Origin of the sequence: Streptomyces sp. 142MFCol3.1, assembly GCF_000424945.1 — a bacterium.
GTDB classification, from domain to species: domain Bacteria; phylum Actinomycetota; class Actinomycetes; order Streptomycetales; family Streptomycetaceae; genus Streptomyces; species Streptomyces siamensis.
The window spans coordinates 142,958-158,878 of sequence record NZ_AUKV01000019.1; the positions used below are offsets into that span (position 1 = coordinate 142,958).

Annotated in this window: 12 protein-coding genes; 6 read left to right on the plus strand and 6 right to left on the minus strand. The window is 72.5% G+C overall.

The features are described 5' to 3' along the window. Positions 1 to 115: 115 nt before the first annotated feature. Genes H305_RS0127130 through rsmH form a run of 3 tightly spaced genes read right to left on the minus strand, consistent with a single transcriptional unit; the run spans position 116 to position 3,583 of the window. Complete coding sequence (locus H305_RS0127130) at positions 116 to 2,065, minus strand: penicillin-binding protein 2 (RefSeq protein ID WP_324608121.1); 1,950 nt, start codon at positions 2,063 to 2,065, stop codon at positions 116 to 118. 5 nt (positions 2,066 to 2,070) lie between these two features. Continuing rightward, the gene (locus H305_RS0127135; RefSeq protein ID WP_028803199.1) at positions 2,071 to 2,604 is read right to left on the minus strand and encodes an alpha-ketoglutarate decarboxylase; all 534 of its coding nucleotides are present in this window, start codon (positions 2,602 to 2,604) and stop codon (positions 2,071 to 2,073) included. Between the two features lie 22 nt (positions 2,605 to 2,626). After that, entirely contained in the window at positions 2,627 to 3,583 is a 957-nt protein-coding gene (gene rsmH, locus H305_RS0127140; protein ID WP_078629269.1) for a 16S rRNA (cytosine(1402)-N(4))-methyltransferase RsmH, read from the minus strand. Positions 3,584 to 4,005: 422 nt separating this feature from the next. Between rsmH and H305_RS0127145 the strand changes: the two genes are divergently transcribed. From H305_RS0127145 to H305_RS47180, 4 genes are all read left to right on the plus strand, one after another. After that, positions 4,006 to 4,554 carry a beta-class carbonic anhydrase gene (locus H305_RS0127145; protein WP_028803201.1) on the plus strand — a complete coding sequence of 183 codons (549 nt, stop codon included), beginning with the start codon at positions 4,006 to 4,008 and terminating at the stop codon, positions 4,552 to 4,554. 323 nt (positions 4,555 to 4,877) lie between these two features. Then, complete coding sequence (locus H305_RS0127150; protein ID WP_028803202.1) at positions 4,878 to 5,915, plus strand: AAA family ATPase; 1,038 nt, start codon at positions 4,878 to 4,880, stop codon at positions 5,913 to 5,915. Continuing rightward, entirely contained in the window at positions 5,915 to 7,279 is a 1,365-nt protein-coding gene (locus H305_RS0127155; protein WP_028803203.1) for a DUF58 domain-containing protein, read from the plus strand. Before H305_RS0127150 ends, H305_RS0127155 begins: the two co-directional genes overlap by 1 nt. Beyond that, positions 7,276 to 9,678, plus strand: coding sequence for a transglutaminase TgpA family protein (locus H305_RS47180; protein ID WP_037765464.1), 2,403 nt, complete (start codon positions 7,276 to 7,278; stop codon positions 9,676 to 9,678). The genes H305_RS0127155 and H305_RS47180 overlap by 4 nt, the downstream gene beginning before the upstream one ends. Positions 9,679 to 10,522: 844 nt before the next feature. Here the strand turns inward: H305_RS47180 and H305_RS0127165 are convergent. The 3 genes from H305_RS0127165 to H305_RS0127175 all read right to left on the minus strand — a co-directional run bounded on the left by H305_RS0127165 (position 10,523) and on the right by H305_RS0127175 (position 12,697). Beyond that, a complete protein-coding gene (locus H305_RS0127165) occupies positions 10,523 to 10,918 on the minus strand; it encodes a DUF3040 domain-containing protein (protein WP_028803204.1) in 396 nt (131 codons plus the stop codon). A 276-nt stretch (positions 10,919 to 11,194) separates the two neighbouring features. Next, positions 11,195 to 11,965, minus strand: coding sequence for a methyltransferase (locus H305_RS0127170; protein WP_028803205.1), 771 nt, complete (start codon positions 11,963 to 11,965; stop codon positions 11,195 to 11,197). A 186-nt stretch (positions 11,966 to 12,151) separates the two neighbouring features. After that, positions 12,152 to 12,697: an SAV_6107 family HEPN domain-containing protein gene (locus H305_RS0127175; protein WP_028803206.1), complete on the minus strand. Its 546-nt coding sequence runs from the start codon at positions 12,695 to 12,697 to the stop codon at positions 12,152 to 12,154. Between the two features lie 167 nt (positions 12,698 to 12,864). Between H305_RS0127175 and H305_RS0127180 the strand changes: the two genes are divergently transcribed. Next, positions 12,865 to 13,851: an ATP-binding cassette domain-containing protein gene (locus H305_RS0127180; RefSeq protein ID WP_028803207.1), complete on the plus strand. Its 987-nt coding sequence runs from the start codon at positions 12,865 to 12,867 to the stop codon at positions 13,849 to 13,851. Next, complete coding sequence (locus tag H305_RS0127185; protein WP_028803208.1) at positions 13,823 to 15,907, plus strand: YhgE/Pip family protein; 2,085 nt, start codon at positions 13,823 to 13,825, stop codon at positions 15,905 to 15,907. The genes H305_RS0127180 and H305_RS0127185 overlap by 29 nt, the downstream gene beginning before the upstream one ends. Positions 15,908 to 15,921 lie beyond the last annotated feature (14 nt).

Sequence of the window (15,921 nt, forward strand, 5' to 3'; positions counted from 1 at the left end):
GCGAAGTGAGGGGTTCGGCGGGGACTGGTTCCCGGGAGCGGGGGTGATCGTTGTCACGGGCTGGTTCCTGGTCCGTTGTGCGTGGGGGCCGATCAGGGTGTGCGGTCGGATTGGATCACGGCGAGAAGGAGACGGGCAGTCGGGCGGGCTGGGCCCCGGTGGGCGGAACCTGGAGGGTCTTCAGCGCGAATTCCATGACCTGCTTGTAGATGGGCCCGCAGATCTGGCCGCCGAAGTAGCTGCCCCTGGTGGCGTTCTGGATCGCGCAGTAGACGGTGACGCGCGGCTTGTCCGCGGGTGCGAATCCGGCGAACGAGGAGGTGTATCCGTGGTACTTGCCGGTGGCCGGATCCACGCGGTTGGCCGTACCCGTCTTGCCCGCGACCCGGTAGCCCGGAATGCGCGCCTTGTTGCCGGTGCCCTGCTCGTCGTCCACGACGGACTCCAGCATCTGGGCGAGCGTCTTCGCCGTCTTCTCGCTCACGACCCTTGTCTTCTTGGGCTCGGCGGCCGGGGTGAAGCGGCCGTCGGGTCCCTTCGTGCCGCGCACCAGGGTCGGTTCGACGCGAACGCCGCCGTTGGCGATCGTCGAATAGACGGAGGCCGCCTGCATCGCGTTGATCGACACGCCCTGGCCGAAAGGAATCGTGTACTGCTGCGAGGTCGACCAGGCGTCGGGGCGGGCGAGGATGCCCGCCGTCTCGCCGGGGAAGTCCAGCCCGGTGTGGCTGCCGATGCCGAACTTGCGCAGATACGAGTACAGGACCCGGTTGGCCTCCTTCTGCGTCTTGCCCAGCTGCCCGGTCGCCAGGATGGTGCCGATGTTGCTGGACTTGGCGAGGACGCCGTTGAGCGTCAGGTACCAGGTCGAGTGGTCGATGTCGTCCTGGAAGAGCCGGTCGCCGCGGTGCAGCCGGTTCGGCACGACCACGTGGGTGTCGGGTGTGGCGGCGTTCTCCTCCAGGACGGCCGCCATCGACATGAGCTTGGCGGTGGAGCCCGGCTCGAACGCGTCCTGGAGGGCCGCGTTCCCCATGGCCGCCGAGTTGGCCTGGGAGAGGTCGTTCGGGTCGAAGCCGGGCGAGTTCGCCATCGCGAGGATCTCACCGGTCCGGGTGTCCTGCACCATCACGTAACCGCGGTCGGCCTTGGACTTCTTCACCTGCTCGGTGATTGCGTTCTGCGCGGCCCACTGGATGTCCCGGTCGATGGTCAGCTCGACGTCGGAGCCGGCCACGGCGGGCGTCTCGGTGGCGCCCACGGTCGGCACCTGCCTGCCGCCGGACTGCGCGTAGCGGATCTTTCCGTCCTTGCCGGCGAGCTGCTTGTTCAGCGCCTGCTCGATTCCGCCGCCGCCCTTGCCGTCGGCGTTGACCCAGCCCAGTATCCCGGCCGCGAGGTCGCCGTTCGGGTACACGCGCTTGCTGGCGGGCACGGCCAGGACTCCGGCGAGGACGTTGACCGTGTTCGTGTCGGTCTCCGCCTTGGTTCCGAGCGTCGACTTCAGGTCCTTGATCTGCTTCCACACCTGCGGGGTCTGGCGGTGCGCGAGCAGGACGTAGCGGGTGTTCCTCGTCCGCAGCTTCTTGGCGACGCTGTCCATGTCCTCGTTGAGGATGGGCCCGAGCAGCGCGGCGGCCTGCTCGGGCGCGTCACCGGCCTTCGTCGCCTCCCGCGTGAACATCGTCGGGTCGGCCGTGATGTCGTACGCGTCCACGCTGGTCGCGAGCTCGACGCCGTTGCGGTCGGTGATGCCGCCCCGCTCGGCGGCCAGGGTGCGCCCCACGTAGCGGTTCTGCTCGGCCTTCGCGGCGTAGGCGCCGGCGTCCACCGCCTGCACCTGGAGCAGCCGTACGACGAAGGCGGCCATCACCAGCGTCAGTGCGAGGCTGACCATGCGCAGGCGGGGGCGGGGGCTGCCGAGCCGGATGACGCTCGGGGCCTGGGGGCGCCCCGCGCCCGGTCGGCGTACGGGGCGCGCGCCGGGTCCCGGACGGCGCCGGCCGCCGGGTACGGGCCTGGCGGGGCCGGGTACGCGGCGGCGCGGCGGTTCCCTGTCGGACACTTCCGTCACCTGCCGGGGGTCGTGGGGGACTGTGCGGACGGGGCGGGGGCCCGGCGGGAGGGGGCGGTCACGGACGGCTGCGTGGTGGACGCCGGGGACGAGGCCGGGCTCCGGCGGGGCTGGGGTGCGAGCACCTCGGGCGCCGGGATCATCGGGGCCCGCGCGGAGGACTGCTGGGCGGGCCCTCCGGGGACGCCCTTGACGGTGCCGTCGGGGTTGAGGAAGGCCGGGTCCCCGCCGGGGACCATGCCGAGTTCACGGGCGCGGCGCTGGAGGGCGTCGGGGGCGGAGTAGGCGTCCACGTCCCGCTGGAGGGCCTGCTCCTCGTCGGTGAGGCTCTTGGTGTCCCTCTGGAGGTCGTCGAGCCGGAACGCCCCTTCGCTGAGCGCGGAGTTCAGCACGAGGAGCCCGATGAGGCCGCCGCCGAGCAGCACGACGACGAGCAGCACGAAGGGGGTGCGGGCGGCCTGGCCGGCCCCCGCGGGCAGCAGTCGGGCGAGCCGGGCGGCCCGCCCCCTGAGCTCCGGTTTTCGGCTCACGCGCCCTCCCTCTCGCCGCGCCTCACTCGGCGTCCTCGCGAATGCGTTGCGCCCCCCGCAGCCGCGCGGGTGCCGCTCGCCGGTTCTCGGCGACCTCTTCCTCGGTGGGAAGTTCGGCACCGCGGGTGAGCAGCTTGAGCCGGGGCTGGTAGCGCTCGGGGACGACCGGCAGCCCGGGCGGCGCGGTGGAGGCGGCACCGGCCGCGAACACCTGCTTGACCAGCCGGTCCTCCAGCGAGTGGTACGAGAGAACCGCGATACGGCCGCCGACGGCGAGCGCTCCCACGGCGGCGGGGATCGCCCTCTCCAGGACGCTCAGCTCGCCGTTGACCTCGATGCGCAGCGCCTGGAAGGTGCGCTTGGCGGGGTTGCCGCCGGTGCGCTTGGCGGCCTGGGGCAGTGCGTCGCGGATCAGTTCGACGAGCCGTGCGCTGTTGCCGAAGGGCTCCTTCTCGCGTTCGCGCACGATCGCGGACACGATCCGCTTGGCCTGCTTCTCCTCGCCGTACGCCCGCAGGATCCGTACCAGCTCACCCGGCGGATAGGTGTTGAGCACCTCGGCCGCGCTCATCCCGGTCGTCTGGTCCATGCGCATGTCGAGCGGGGCGTCCTGCGCGTACGCGAACCCGCGGTCCGCCTCGTCGAGCTGCATGGAGGACACGCCGAGGTCGAACAGCACGCCCTGCACGCGCGGGATGCCGAGGCGGTCGAGCACCTCGGGGAGCTCGTCGTAGACGGCGTGCACCAGGGTGGCGCGGTCGCCGAAGGGGGCGAGCCGCTCCCCGGACAGGCGCAGGGCTTCCTTGTCGCGGTCCAGGGCCACCAGGCGGGCCTCGGGGAACTGCGTGAGCAGGGCTTCGCTGTGGCCGCCGAGTCCCAGGGTGCAGTCGACGACGACGGCTCCGGGCTCACCGAGGGCCGGGGCCAGCATGTCCAGGCACCGCTGGAGCATCACCGGGACATGTCGACTCTGGCTCAAGGGGCCCTCTCAGGTCCGGCGCGGCCGTACGCACCGCCGGGTCCCCGCCCGCTCGAGAAGGGGAGGCCTGCTGGCGCCGGTGAGTGGCGTCAGCCGACCGGGAGCGGGAGGAGGCCGAGCCGTACGTACGCGCCGCGCACGCGGGGAGACGCCGGAAAATCGCCGGGTCTCCGGGGGTACAAGTCCAGCAGGGAGAGCCTCGCCTCCCGCTTCGCGTCACTTTAGTCCACGGTGTCTCGCGGTCAATCAACCGGCGTGCGCGTCGCGTACCCCGCTCCCGCCGAAGCCGCAAATACGCCCCTATCACCCCGGCGGGCGAACCGACACCGCCCGTGTGGGTTACGTCACAACAAGCCACGATGGCGTTCTTTGTCCACTCTCACAACAGGACCACGCCCTACGTGACCAGTACCGTCATAGGTATGACGACTTCTGCATCCGTTCCCACCGAGCCCGAAGGCGCCATAGCCACTTCCGGCACCGTGACCGACCGCCTCGTCGACGCGAACCATCACTACGCCGACGCTTTCACCGACCCCGGGATGGACGCCCGCCCGGTGCTGCACGTCGCGGTGGTCGCCTGCATGGACGCCCGCCTCGACCTGCACGCCGCACTCGGCCTGTCGCTCGGCGACTGTCACACCATCCGCAACGCGGGCGGAGTCGTCACCGACGACGTGATCCGCTCCCTCACCATCAGCCAGCGGGCCCTCGGCACCCGCAGCGTGGTCCTCATCCACCACACCGGCTGCGGTCTGGAGTCCCTCACCGAGGAATTCCGCCACGACCTGGAGATGGAGGTCGGCCAGCGCCCCGCCTGGGCGGTCGAGTCGTTCCGGGACGTCGACCAGGACGTGCGGCAGTCGATGCAGCGCGTGCGCACCTCGCCGTTCCTGCTGCACACCGACGACGTGCGGGGCTTCGTCTTCGACGTGAAGACCGGCCTGCTGCGCGAGATCGACCCCGCCTGACGGGTCCGGGTCCCGGCCGCGCCGGGACCCGGTTCGCCGGCTTCGCTCCGCCTCGCCCCGGCCCACGTCCTGACCCGGGTCGCCGTCCGCCGGCGGCTCGTGGGACGCTCTCCGCACCGAAACACCCTGCTTCCCCGGCGCCCAAAGAGCCGCAAGACCTGACATATCGCGGCCAGTTATCCACAGGCGAGTGACACGAACCGGTAACGGCAACAAGAATGCGGGTGTGGCGTCACGCGGAACTTTTCACGCGTGGTGTCCGTGTTTCGGGGTGGGCCGGTCCGCACAGGGCGTCGGCCCGAGAACGGGCCGAGGAGGGCCGGGTGACGACCTATGACGATCGAGCGAGCCTTACGGATCTGACCGCCACTGTGGAGCGCGTCCGCAGTTCGGTGGAAGGAGTGATCGAGGGCAAGCCTGAGGTCGTACGGCTTTCGCTGACCGTACTGCTCGCCGAGGGGCACCTCCTCATCGAGGATGTCCCGGGCGTCGGCAAGACCATGCTCGCCAAGGCGCTGGCGCGGTCCATCGACTGCTCGGTCAGGCGTATCCAGTTCACGCCCGACCTGCTGCCCTCGGACATCACGGGTGTGTCCATCTGGGACCAGCAGCGCCGGGACTTCGAGTTCAAGCCCGGAGCGATCTTCGCGCAGATCGTGATCGGTGACGAGATCAACCGCGCGTCGCCCAAGACGCAGTCCGCGCTCCTGGAGTCGATGGAGGAGCGGCAGGTCACCATCGACGGCCAGACCTACGAACTGCCCAGCCCCTTCATGGTGGTGGCCACGCAGAACCCGGTCGAGATGGAGGGCACGTACCCGCTGCCCGAGGCCCAGCGCGACCGCTTCATGGCCCGCGTCTCCATCGGCTACCCCAGCGCGGACGCCGAGCTGCAGATGCTCGACATCCACGGCGGGGTGAACCCGCTGGACGACCTCCAGCCGGTCGCCCACGCGCACGAGATCGTGAAGCTGATCGACGCGGTCCGCGCCGTCCACGTCGCCGACTCGGTGCGGCGGTACGCCGTGGACCTGGTCGCGGCCACGCGTACGCACCCGGACCTCAGACTCGGCGCCTCGCCGCGTGCCACGCTGCACCTGCTGCGCGCGGCGAAGGCGTCCGCCGCTCTGAGCGGCCGGGACTTCGCGCTGCCGGACGACATCCAGGCACTCGCCGTGGCGGTCCTGGCCCACCGCCTGCTGCCCACGGCCCAGGCGCAGTTGAACCGCCGCACCTCCGAGCAGGTCGTCCTGGAGATCCTGCAGCGCACCCCCGTGCCCGCGGCTCCCCAGCAGCAGGCCGGCTTCCCGATGGGCCGGGGTGCGCCCGCCTACGGCCAGCAGCCGCCGCGGAGGCTGTGATGACACAAGGGGGGACGGGGCCCGCCGCCGAGGAGGACAAGGGCGGGCTGCGCACGGCGCTCGCCGGGCTCACGACCCGCGGACGCTCCTTCCTGGCCGCCGGCGTCGCCGCCGCGATCTGCGCGTACGTCCTGGGGCAGAGCGATCTGCTCCGGGTCGGCCTGCTCCTCGCGGTCCTCCCGCTGGTGTGTGCCACCGTGCTGTACCGCACCCGCTACCGCGTCGCGGGAAGCCGCCGGCTCTCCCCCGGCAGGGTGCCCGCAGGTTCCGAGGCCCGGGTCCATCTGCGGATGGACAACGTCTCGCGGCTGCCCACCGGACTGCTGATGCTCCAGGACCGGGTGCCGTACGTGCTCGGGCCGCGGCCCCGGTTCGTCCTGGACCGGGTGGAGGCGGGGGGCCGCCGGGAGGTGTCCTACCGCGTGCGCTCGGACCTTCGCGGCCGCTATCCGCTGGGTCCGCTGCAACTACGGCTCACGGACCCGTTCGGGATGTGCGAGCTGACCCGCTCCTTCTCGACGTACGACACCCTGACGGTCATCCCGCGCGTGGAGGCTCTGCCTCCGGTCCGCCTGACCGGTGAGGCGAAGGGGTACGGCGACGGACGCCAGCGCTCGCTGGCCCTGGCGGGCGAGGACGACATCATCCCGCGCGGCTATCGCTACGGCGACGATCTGCGCCGGGTGCACTGGCGGCTGACCGCGCGCTACGGCGAGTTGATGGTCCGTCGTGAGGAGCAGCCCCAGCGCTCCCGTTGCACGGTGCTGCTCGACACCCGCGGTGTCGCCTTCCAGGGCGCGGGTCCCGACTCGGCTTTCGAGTGGGCCGTCTCCGGCACCGCCTCCACCCTGGTCCACATGCTCGAACGGGGCTTTTCGGTGCGGCTGTTGACCGACACCGGCAGCTCGGTGCCCGGCGAGGGCGCCGACGGTTTCGCGGGCGCCAGCCAGGAGTCGGCGGACGCGGCCGGGATGATGATGGACACCCTCGCGGTCATCGACCACTCGGACGGCACGGGCCTGTCCCGCGCCTACGACGTGCTGCGCGGGGGGAACGAAGGACTGCTGATCGCCTTCCTCGGCGATCTGGACGAGGAACAGGCCGGCGTCCTCGGCAGAATGCGTCAGCGCAGCGGCGGGGCGGTCGCCTTCCTGCTGGACAGCGGGTCCTGGGGGCGGGAACCGACCGATGCGCCCGGGCCGTCGGACAGGGGTGAGGACCGGCTGCGCATGCTGCGCGATGCGGGCTGGACCGCGGTGACCGTGCCGCGCGGCGCCCAACTGGCCGACCTGTGGCGGGAGGCGGACCGTCAGCGCACGCATGTGGCGTCGACGGGGAGTACTGCGGGGGGTGGTGACTCATGAGCGGGCGAGCGCGACTGGCACTGTGCGCGGCCGCGGCCACGCTGATGGCCTCCTGCGCCCTGCTGCCGCTGGTCGACCCGGCGACCTGGATCTTCCAGGCGGCGCTCCTGCTGGCGGTGCAGACCGCGGCGGGCGCGCTGACCCGACGGGTCCCGCTGGCCCGGCCGCTGACCGTGGCGGTGCAGGCACTAGTGACGCTGGCGCTGCTGACCCTGGCCTTCGCCCGGCAGGAGGCCCTCGCCGGGATCGTCCCGGGGCCCGAGGTCTTCCAGCACTTCGGCGACCTGCTCCAGGCGGGCAGCGACGACGTCAGCCGGTATGCGATCCCGGCGCCGCTGTCCGACGGCATCCGGCTGATGCTGGTCGGCGGCGTCCTGGTGATCGGGCTCGCGGTCGACGCCCTCGCCGTGACGTATCGCAGCGCGGCACCGGCAGGGCTTCCGCTGCTCGCGCTGTACTCGGTCGCCGCGGGCCTCGCCGGCGGCGGGGCCGCGTGGCTGTGGTTCGTCCTGGCGGCCGCGGGTTATCTGATGCTGCTGCTCGCCGAGGGCCGTGACCGGCTCTCGCAGTGGGGACGCGTCTTCGGCGGGGCGCCCCGGGTCCCGGGCCCGGACTCCGCGAGCGGCGCCGTCGCACCCGTCCGCACCGGCCGCCGCATCGGCGCGGTGGCGCTGGGCATCGCTCTCGTGGTGCCGCTCGGCCTGCCGGCCCTGGACGGCGGTCTGCTGGACGCCGCGGGGACCGGTGTGGGCACGGGCACCGGTGGCGGCGGCACGATCTCCGCCGTCAACCCCCTGGTCTCCCTCCGCGACAGCCTGAACGTGGACCAGGACCGCCAGGTCCTTTCCTACCGCACCGACACCGAGGACACCCAGGACCTGTATCTGCGGATCGTCTCCCTGGACGACTTCGACGGCACGGCCTGGAAGCCGGCCCAGCGCCACATCGAGGACGTGCCCGACACCTTCCCGACGCCGATCGGCCTGGGCAGCGACATCCGGCGGGCCTCGATCCAGACCCGCATCTCGGCCGCCAACTGGTACGCGCAGGACTGGCTGCCCATGCCGTATCCCGCGAGCAAGGTCGACATCAGCGGCCGCTGGCGGTACGAGCCCGTGGGCCGCACCCTCGTCGGGGACCACGGGCAGAACACCCGGGGCGTGCGGTATCAGGTCACGAGTCTGGTCGTGCAGCCGACGGCGGAGCAGCTCGCGAACGCGCCGGAGCCCCCGGGCACCCTGAAGCGCGAGTTCACCCGGGTTCCCGAGTCGCTGCCCGCCGTGGTGGCGAGGACGGCCCGGCAGGTCACCGAGGGCTCGGCGAACCACTACGAGCAGGCGGTCAAGCTCCAGGACTACTTCGCCGTCAGCGGCAATTTCCGCTACGACACCCAGGTGCAGGTCGGCACGGGGTCCGCCGCGATCGCCCGCTTCCTGAAGGACAAGGAGGGCTTCTGCGTCCACTTCTCCTTCGCGATGGCCGCGATGGCCAGGACCCTCGGCATACCGGCCCGCGTGGCGGTGGGCTTCACACCCGGCTCCCCGCAGGCGGACGGCTCGATGTCGGTCGGGCTGCGGGACGCACACGCCTGGCCCGAGCTGTACTTCGAGGGCATCGGCTGGACCCGCTTCGAGCCGACGCCGAACCGTGGCACGGTCCCTGAGTACACCCAGGCGGACACACCCGGCACCGACGTTCCGGCCGTCCCGAAGCCGACGCTGTCGTCGTCCGCGGCGCCCTCCAGCGCACCGTCGGCGAGCGAGAGCTGCTCGGCCCAGCAACGGAAGCTGGAGGCCTGCCCGAGCGAGTCGTCGCTCGCGACGGTGGGGTCCCACGAGGACAACTGGCCGTGGTTCAAGATCCTCGGGCTGACGCTGGCCGGGCTCCTGGTCCTGGGTGTGCCGCTGCTGCCGATGGTGTGGCGACTACGCCTGCGGGCCGCGCGGCTCGGCGGACACGGCCGCACGGAGGCGGACGCGGCGGCCTTCACGCTGGGTGCCTGGCAGGAGGTGACCGACACGGTGTGGGACTACGGGATCGCGCCGGACGACTCGCAGACCCCGCGCAAGGCGGCCGCGCGCATCGTCCGTCTCGGGAGCCTCGACCAGGAGGCCTCGGAATCGGTGCACCGGCTGGCGGCGGCCGTGGAGCAGGTCCTGTACGCGCCCCGTCCTCGTCCGGTGACCGGCCTGGGGAACGACGCGCGCCTCATCGCTGACGCCTTCCGCGCCTCGTCGAGCCGTCCGGCCCGGCTCCGCGCTCTCCTCGCGCCCCGCTCGGCGATCCAGGTCGCCTGGGCCTTCTCGGCCCGGTGGTCGGCCCTCAGGGCCGGTCTCGCGGGCCGCCGGGAAACGGTGCTGCGCCGTCTGCCGGGCCGTCCCTCCGGTCAGAGCGGCTGACATCCGGCAACACGTCGTGTGGCCCCGCTCCCGTCATCGGGAGCGGGGCCACACACGTATGGGGAGGCGCCGAGCCGGGAACGCCTCGGCGGATCGGTGGAGCGGGCGGCACGGGCGCGGGACGGCGTCTGCCGGGCGGGGCGGGCGGTACCGCCGCGCGCGCCGAGCGGGGCGGGGCGCGGGACGTACCCCGACGGCGTCTGCCGCGCCGGGCAGGGCGGGCAGTACCGCCGCGTCCGCCGGGCGGGACGGGCACAGGAAGGTGCGGACGGCGTCCGCCGGGCGGGGCAGGCAGTACGCACGTCTGCCGGGCAGGGCGCGCGGTACCGTCGAGTGCGCCGAGCGGGGCGGGACGCGGGACGTACCCCGACGGCGTCTGCCGCGCCGGGCAGGGCGGGCAGTACCGCCGCGTCCGCCGAGCAGGACGGGGCGCGGGACGTACCCCGACGGCGTCTGCCGCGCCGGGCAGGGCGGGCAGTACCGCCGCGTGCGCCGAGCGGGGCGGGACGCGGGAGGTACCGACGGCGTCTGCCGAGCGGGACCGGCACAGGAAGGTTCGGACGGCGTCCGCCGGGCACCTCACCCCCGAGGCATCGCCCGCCACCGGGGACGCGCGGCGCACGCTCTCCACACACCGCAAATCGGGGGCGCCGGGCCGCGAGGCCGGGGTCCCGAGTTGCGAAGTTCTCGGTCGTACTTCCGCAAGTGGGCAGGTCGGGGGCGGCCGTGTGGGAATGCCGGTCCTGGTGGAGTCCGCCGCCCCGGGTTCAGGGCGTGCGTGAGGGGGTGTCCACCTCGTCGGTGGGCACCCCCTCACGCGATGTCTGCTTGTCCGCCCGGAGGGTCAGTGACCCTGCTCGTCGCGGCGACGCTGCCAGCGTTGTTCGATGCGGTCCATCATGGAGCGGCGCTGTCGGCCCTGGCGGCGGGCAGCGGGTGAACCCGTGGCCGCCGACTGTTCGCCCGGCTTGGGGGCCTTGCGCCAACCGGTGACGGCAAGCACCGCGCACCCCAGCATGACGAGGAAGCCGACCACGCTTACCCAGATCAGCTGAGCGACCATTCCGGCCATGAGGAGCGCGATACCCACCAGGAAGCCCGCGACCGCCTGGTAGACCCGTCGCCGGGTGTACGTACGCAGCCCGCTTCCCTCAAGCGCTGTCGCGAACTTGGGATCTTCGGCGTACAGCGCTCGCTCCATCTGCTCGAGCATTCGCTGCTCGTGCTCCGAGAGCGGCACGGAGTCCTCCTCATCGTGCAGTCGCCGGGGCGACCCGGGGGTCCCCTTCAGGATAGGCAGGGAATCGCCCCCGTGAAACCCGCCCCTCTACGCCAATTCGCCAACCGGAACCCGCCATGACACCCCGATTCGCTGAGGCGTGCATTCCCCAGCGAACGGTCCGTCATGCCGGACGGTCTCCCTCGATCATACGGCGCCGTGCACCCGATCGGGGGGTCTGTGGCGTACTCCATCTGTCGCCAAGCCCCTGATCAGGGCTGCGTCACAGGAGGCCGCTCAGCTCTCGGAGGCCCCTCGCGCCTCACCGAGCACATGGAGCTGTGTGGCCACGGAGTGGAACGCGGGGAGTTCCGCGGCCGCCGCCTCCAGCTTCAGCAGGGCCTCCAGCGCACCCGGCTCGGTGTCCACCAGGACGCCCGGCACCAGGTCCGCGAACACCCGCACGCCGTGCACGGCTCCGACCCGCAGACCCGCGCCCTCGACGAGCGCGGTGAGCTGCTCGGCGGTGAAGCGGTGCGGTACGGGGTCGCCCTCGCCCCAGCGTCCGTCCGGGTCCTCGAGGGCCTGCTTGGCCTCCTTGAAGTGACCGGCGAGTGCACGGGCCAGCACGGCTCCGCCCAGGCCCGCGGCGAGGAGGCTGAGGACGCCCTCGGGGCGCAGCGCGTCCACCACGTTGCGCACGCCCTCGGCGGGGTCGTCCACGTACTCCAGGACCCCGTGGCACAGCACGGCGTCGTACCCCCCGCGGCCGACCACGTCGAAGAGGCCGTGCGCGTCGCCCTGGACCCCTTGCACCCGGTCGGCGACACCGGCCTCGGCGGCCCGGCGCTCCAGCGCGAACAGCGCGTTCGGGCTGGGGTCGACGACGGTGACGCGGTGGCCGAGGCGGGCCACGGGCACCGCGAAATTGCCGCTGCCGCCACCGGTGTCGAGCACGTCGAGGGACTCCCGCCCGGTGGCCTTGACCCGGCGGTCGAGGGCGTCCTGGAGGACCTCCCAGACCACGGCGGTACGGAGAGAAGCGCGGGGGCGCATCGGGTCCGGCACGGCAGTTGACTCCTCGGCGCGGCACCGCCTCTTGCGCGGCGGAGCGATCGGGGCCCTCCCGGCGGGGAGGTCGCAGGCGTCTCCACCCTATTGCCTCCGCGCGCGTCGCCGATCCTCCGGCTCACGCTGCGGATCACCAGGGCGGTGCCGTCACCTGCCGGGCGCGGGGCGTGGCCGCCCTGCGGGTCAGCCCGCGTCCGGGACCTCGCCGTCCTCCTCCCTCTGCCGCCGGGGCTGGGGCAGGACGGGTTGCAGGACGAGCATGCGCTCGACGAGGCGCAGGAACATCGCGACGTCGCGTATCAGATCGTCGGCGTCGCGGGTGGTGGCGGCGCCCTGGATGCCGGCCTCGGCGCGGGCGCGGCGGGTGGCGCCGGAGGCGAACAGCGCGCTCCACTCGGTCAGTTCGGGCGCGATCTCGGGGAGTACCTCCCAGGCGCTGCGGATGCGCGCCCTGCGCCGCGGGGTGGTCTCCGGGCGCCCCCGTGCGGCGAGGACGGCGGCAGCGGTGCGCAGCGCGGCCAAGTGGGCCGTCGCATAGCGCTCGTTGGGCGTCTCCAGCACGGTCGTCTCGTCGAGTCCGGCGCGGGCCTGGGCGAGCAGATCGAGGGCGGCGGGCGGGGCCGTGGCCCGGCGCAGCACGGGGTGCACGTCGCTCGCCGGGCCGGTCAGTGAGGGGGCAGGGCCGGTGGCGCGGCGCCGACGGGCGGCGGCTGCGGAAGAGCTGGCCATGACGAACCTCCTGTCGTCTGTGTGACGGCACTGTGGCCGTATGTACCCATCGTGAGGTATGCCACTGACAATCCGTTCTGACCAGGGCTTTTGCTTCGATCGAAGGTTCGGGGTACTTTTTTGCACTGACCAGTCAGTTCAAAAGTAGTTCCAGGGATGGGGAAGCTGTGGACGGTCCGCACGGACTGGGCGTCACGGCCGAGGACTTCGGGCTCGAAGGACCGCGCGGCCGGGTGTTCGGCGGGCTCCGCGTCGACGCGGAGCCCGGCTCGCTGATCGCGATCGAGGGGCCCTCGGGCTCCGGCCGCACCTGCCTGTTGCTCGCGCTCACGGGCCGGATGAGGCCCACCGAGGGGACGGCCCGCGTGGGCTCGTCGAGACTGCCCCAGCAGATGGCCGCCGTGCGCCGCACGAGCGGGCTCGCGCACGTGCCCGGTGTCACCGACCTGGACCCGGCGCTGACCGTAGGGGAGCACCTGCGCGAACGGGCGCTGCTGGAGCAGCGGTTCGGCGGCCCCCTGCGCGGGTTGCTGCGATCGTGGTCCAAGGGAGCGCGGCTCGCCGGCGGGCAGGCGCGGACCGGCGGGAGGGCAGCAGGGGCGAAGCTGCGGATCGACTCCGCGCTGTCCGCCGCCGGACTCGACCGGGAGTCGCTGCCCAAGGGCTCCCGGACCGCCGTGCGCGACCTGGAGCGCCTCGAATCCCTGCGGCTGTCGATAGCGCTGGCCCTGATCGGCCGCCCCCGCCTGCTCGGCGTCGACGACACCGATCTCAAGCTCTCGGACTCCGAACGGGCCGAGGTGTGGGCCCTGTTGAGGTCGATCGCCGACTCGGGCACCACCGTAGTGGCCGTGTGCAGCGAGGCTCCTGAGGGTGCCGTCGTCGTCTCGACCCGACCGCACGGCGAGCAGGGTGCGGCCGCCGAGGACGCTGCCACGCCCGCGGACGCGGACGCCACCACCGCCACGGACTCCGCCACTCCCATGGACGCCGGCACGCCCACGGACAGCACCGCCGACACCGGCACCGCCCTCGCCACCAGGGACGGCGGCCCCGCCCAGAACACCCCGGCCACCGGCGCCGGCACCCCCGACAAGAACACCCCCGACGACGAGGAGACGGCCGATGCGCTCGCCGAAACTGGCCGCTCTTGAGCTCCGGCGCTTCGGACGCGGCAAGCTCCCCCGGGCCGCGCTGGTGGCCCTCCTCCTGCTGCCCCTCCTGTACGGAGCCCTCTACCTGTGGTCGTTCTGGGACCCGTACGGCCACCTGGACCGCATCCCCGTGGCCCTCGTGAACGACGACAAGGGGGCGACGGCCGCGGGCAGGAAGGTCACGGCGGGCGACGACATCACCAAGGGGCTGCGCGACAGCGACACCTTCGAGTGGCACGAGGTGAGCGCCGCGGAGGCCCGCCGGGGCGTCGAGGACGGCACGTACTACCTGTCCCTGACGATGCCGGACGACTTCAGTGAGCGCATCGCCTCCAGCTCCGGCGCGTCTCCCGAGACGGGCGCGCTCCAGGTGCGGACCAACGACGCGAACAACTACATCGTCGGGCAGATCTCCCGGACCGTGTTCAGCGAGGTGCGCACCGCCGCGTCCACCAAGGCGTCACGGTCGTTCCTGGACAGGATCTTCATCTCCTTCTCGGACATCCACGGGGCGACGGAGAAGGCCGCCGACGGGGCCGACCGGCTCAAGGGCGGGATCGGCAAGGCGAAGAAGGGCTCCAAGGACCTCGCGGACGGTCTCGCGGAGGCCAAGAAGGGCAGCGGGAAGCTGTCCGGCGGCCTGAAGAAGCTCGACAAGGGCGCGGCCGACCTGGAGGACGGGTCACGGCAGGTCGCGGACGGCACGCGGACGCTGGCCGACCGGGTCAACGGGGTCGCCGGCAAGGTGGGGCCGTTCCTGAAGGACAACGAGAAGTCGATCGGCGACACGGCCCGGCTCGTCGCCGACTCGGCGTCCGGCATCCGCCACAACCTCGACGACCTCGTGGAGCGGGCCCCGGCCGCGGCCAAGGGCGCGCATGCGGCCTCCACCGCGCTGGAGGCCGTCTACAAGGCACGCTGCGAGACGCCGGTCGTCCCCGACCTCGCGTGCGGCGACCTGAAGAAGGCCAAGACGGCCGCGGCGGACGTGGCCGAGGTGGCCGACGACCTGAACACGCTGATCGACGACCAGGACGGCGATCTCGACAAGCTCGACAAGAACCTGGCCACCCTGGAGAAGCAGGCGCAGGCGCTCGCCGACCGGTCGCCGCACCTCTCCGAGGACCTGACCGACGCCGTTTCCAAGATCAACAAACTCGACGAGGGTGCCGCGAAGGTCGCCAAGGGTGCCGAGCGGCTGCACACCGGACTCGGCACGGCGAAGGCCGGGGCACGCGACCTCGACACGGGCGTGGGGGCGCTCAAGACGGGCGCGAGCGACCTCGACGGGGGCATCTACAAGCTCGTCGGCGGCTCCGGCAAGCTCGCCGGCGGGCTGCACGACGGCGCCGAGCAGATCCCGGACTACGACAGGTCCGACCGCGACCGGCGCACCCAGGTCATGGCGGACCCGGTGCGGCTCGCCTCCCAGAACCTGCACAAGGCGCCCAACTACGGCACCGGTTTCGCTCCGTACTTCATCCCGCTGTCCCTCTGGGTGGGCGCGATGGTCGCGTACATGCTGATCCCGCCGCTGAACCGGCGCGCGCTCGCGGTGGGGGCCTCGGCCTGGCGCGTCGCGCTGGCGGGCTGGCTCCCGGTGGCCGCGGTGGGAGTGCTCCAGACTGCGGCCCTGATGTCGGTGCTGCACTGGGCGATCGGCCTGGAGATGGCGCGCGCGGCCGGCACGGTGGGCTTCCTGTTCCTCGTGACGGCGTGTTTCGCCGCGCTCGTCCAGTGGCTGAACGCACGCTTCGGCGCGGCGGGACGGATCCTCGTCCTCGCCCTCCTGATGCTCCAGTTGACGTCGGCGGGCGGCACGTACCCAGTCCAGACCAGTCCGCGCTTCTTCAGTGCGATCCATCCCTTCCTGCCGATGAGTTACGTCGTCGAGGCCCTCAGGAGGCTCATCACCGGCGGGGCCCTGGGTCCCGTCTGGCAGGCGTGCGCCGTCCTGGTGGCGTTCACCGCGGGCGCCCTCGCGCTCACCGCCCTGTCGGCACGCCGCAAGCAGGTGTGGACCCTCGACCGGCTGCACCCGGAGCTGAGCCTGTGACCACGCCCGCCACC

Bases quoted from the DNA above. Each gene is read 5' to 3' on its own strand.
- H305_RS0127145 (WP_028803201.1), top strand. From the start codon at position 4,006: ATGACGACTTCTGCATCCGTTCCCACCGAGCCCGAAGGCGCCATAGCC.
- H305_RS0127155 (WP_028803203.1), top strand. From the start codon at position 5,915: ATGACACAAGGGGGGACGGGGCCCGCCGCCGAGGAGGACAAGGGCGGG.
- H305_RS47180 (WP_037765464.1), top strand. From the start codon at position 7,276: ATGAGCGGGCGAGCGCGACTGGCACTGTGCGCGGCCGCGGCCACGCTG.
- H305_RS0127175 (WP_028803206.1), bottom strand. From the start codon at position 12,697: ATGGCCAGCTCTTCCGCAGCCGCCGCCCGTCGGCGCCGCGCCACCGGC.
- H305_RS0127185 (WP_028803208.1), top strand. From the start codon at position 13,823: ATGCGCTCGCCGAAACTGGCCGCTCTTGAGCTCCGGCGCTTCGGACGC.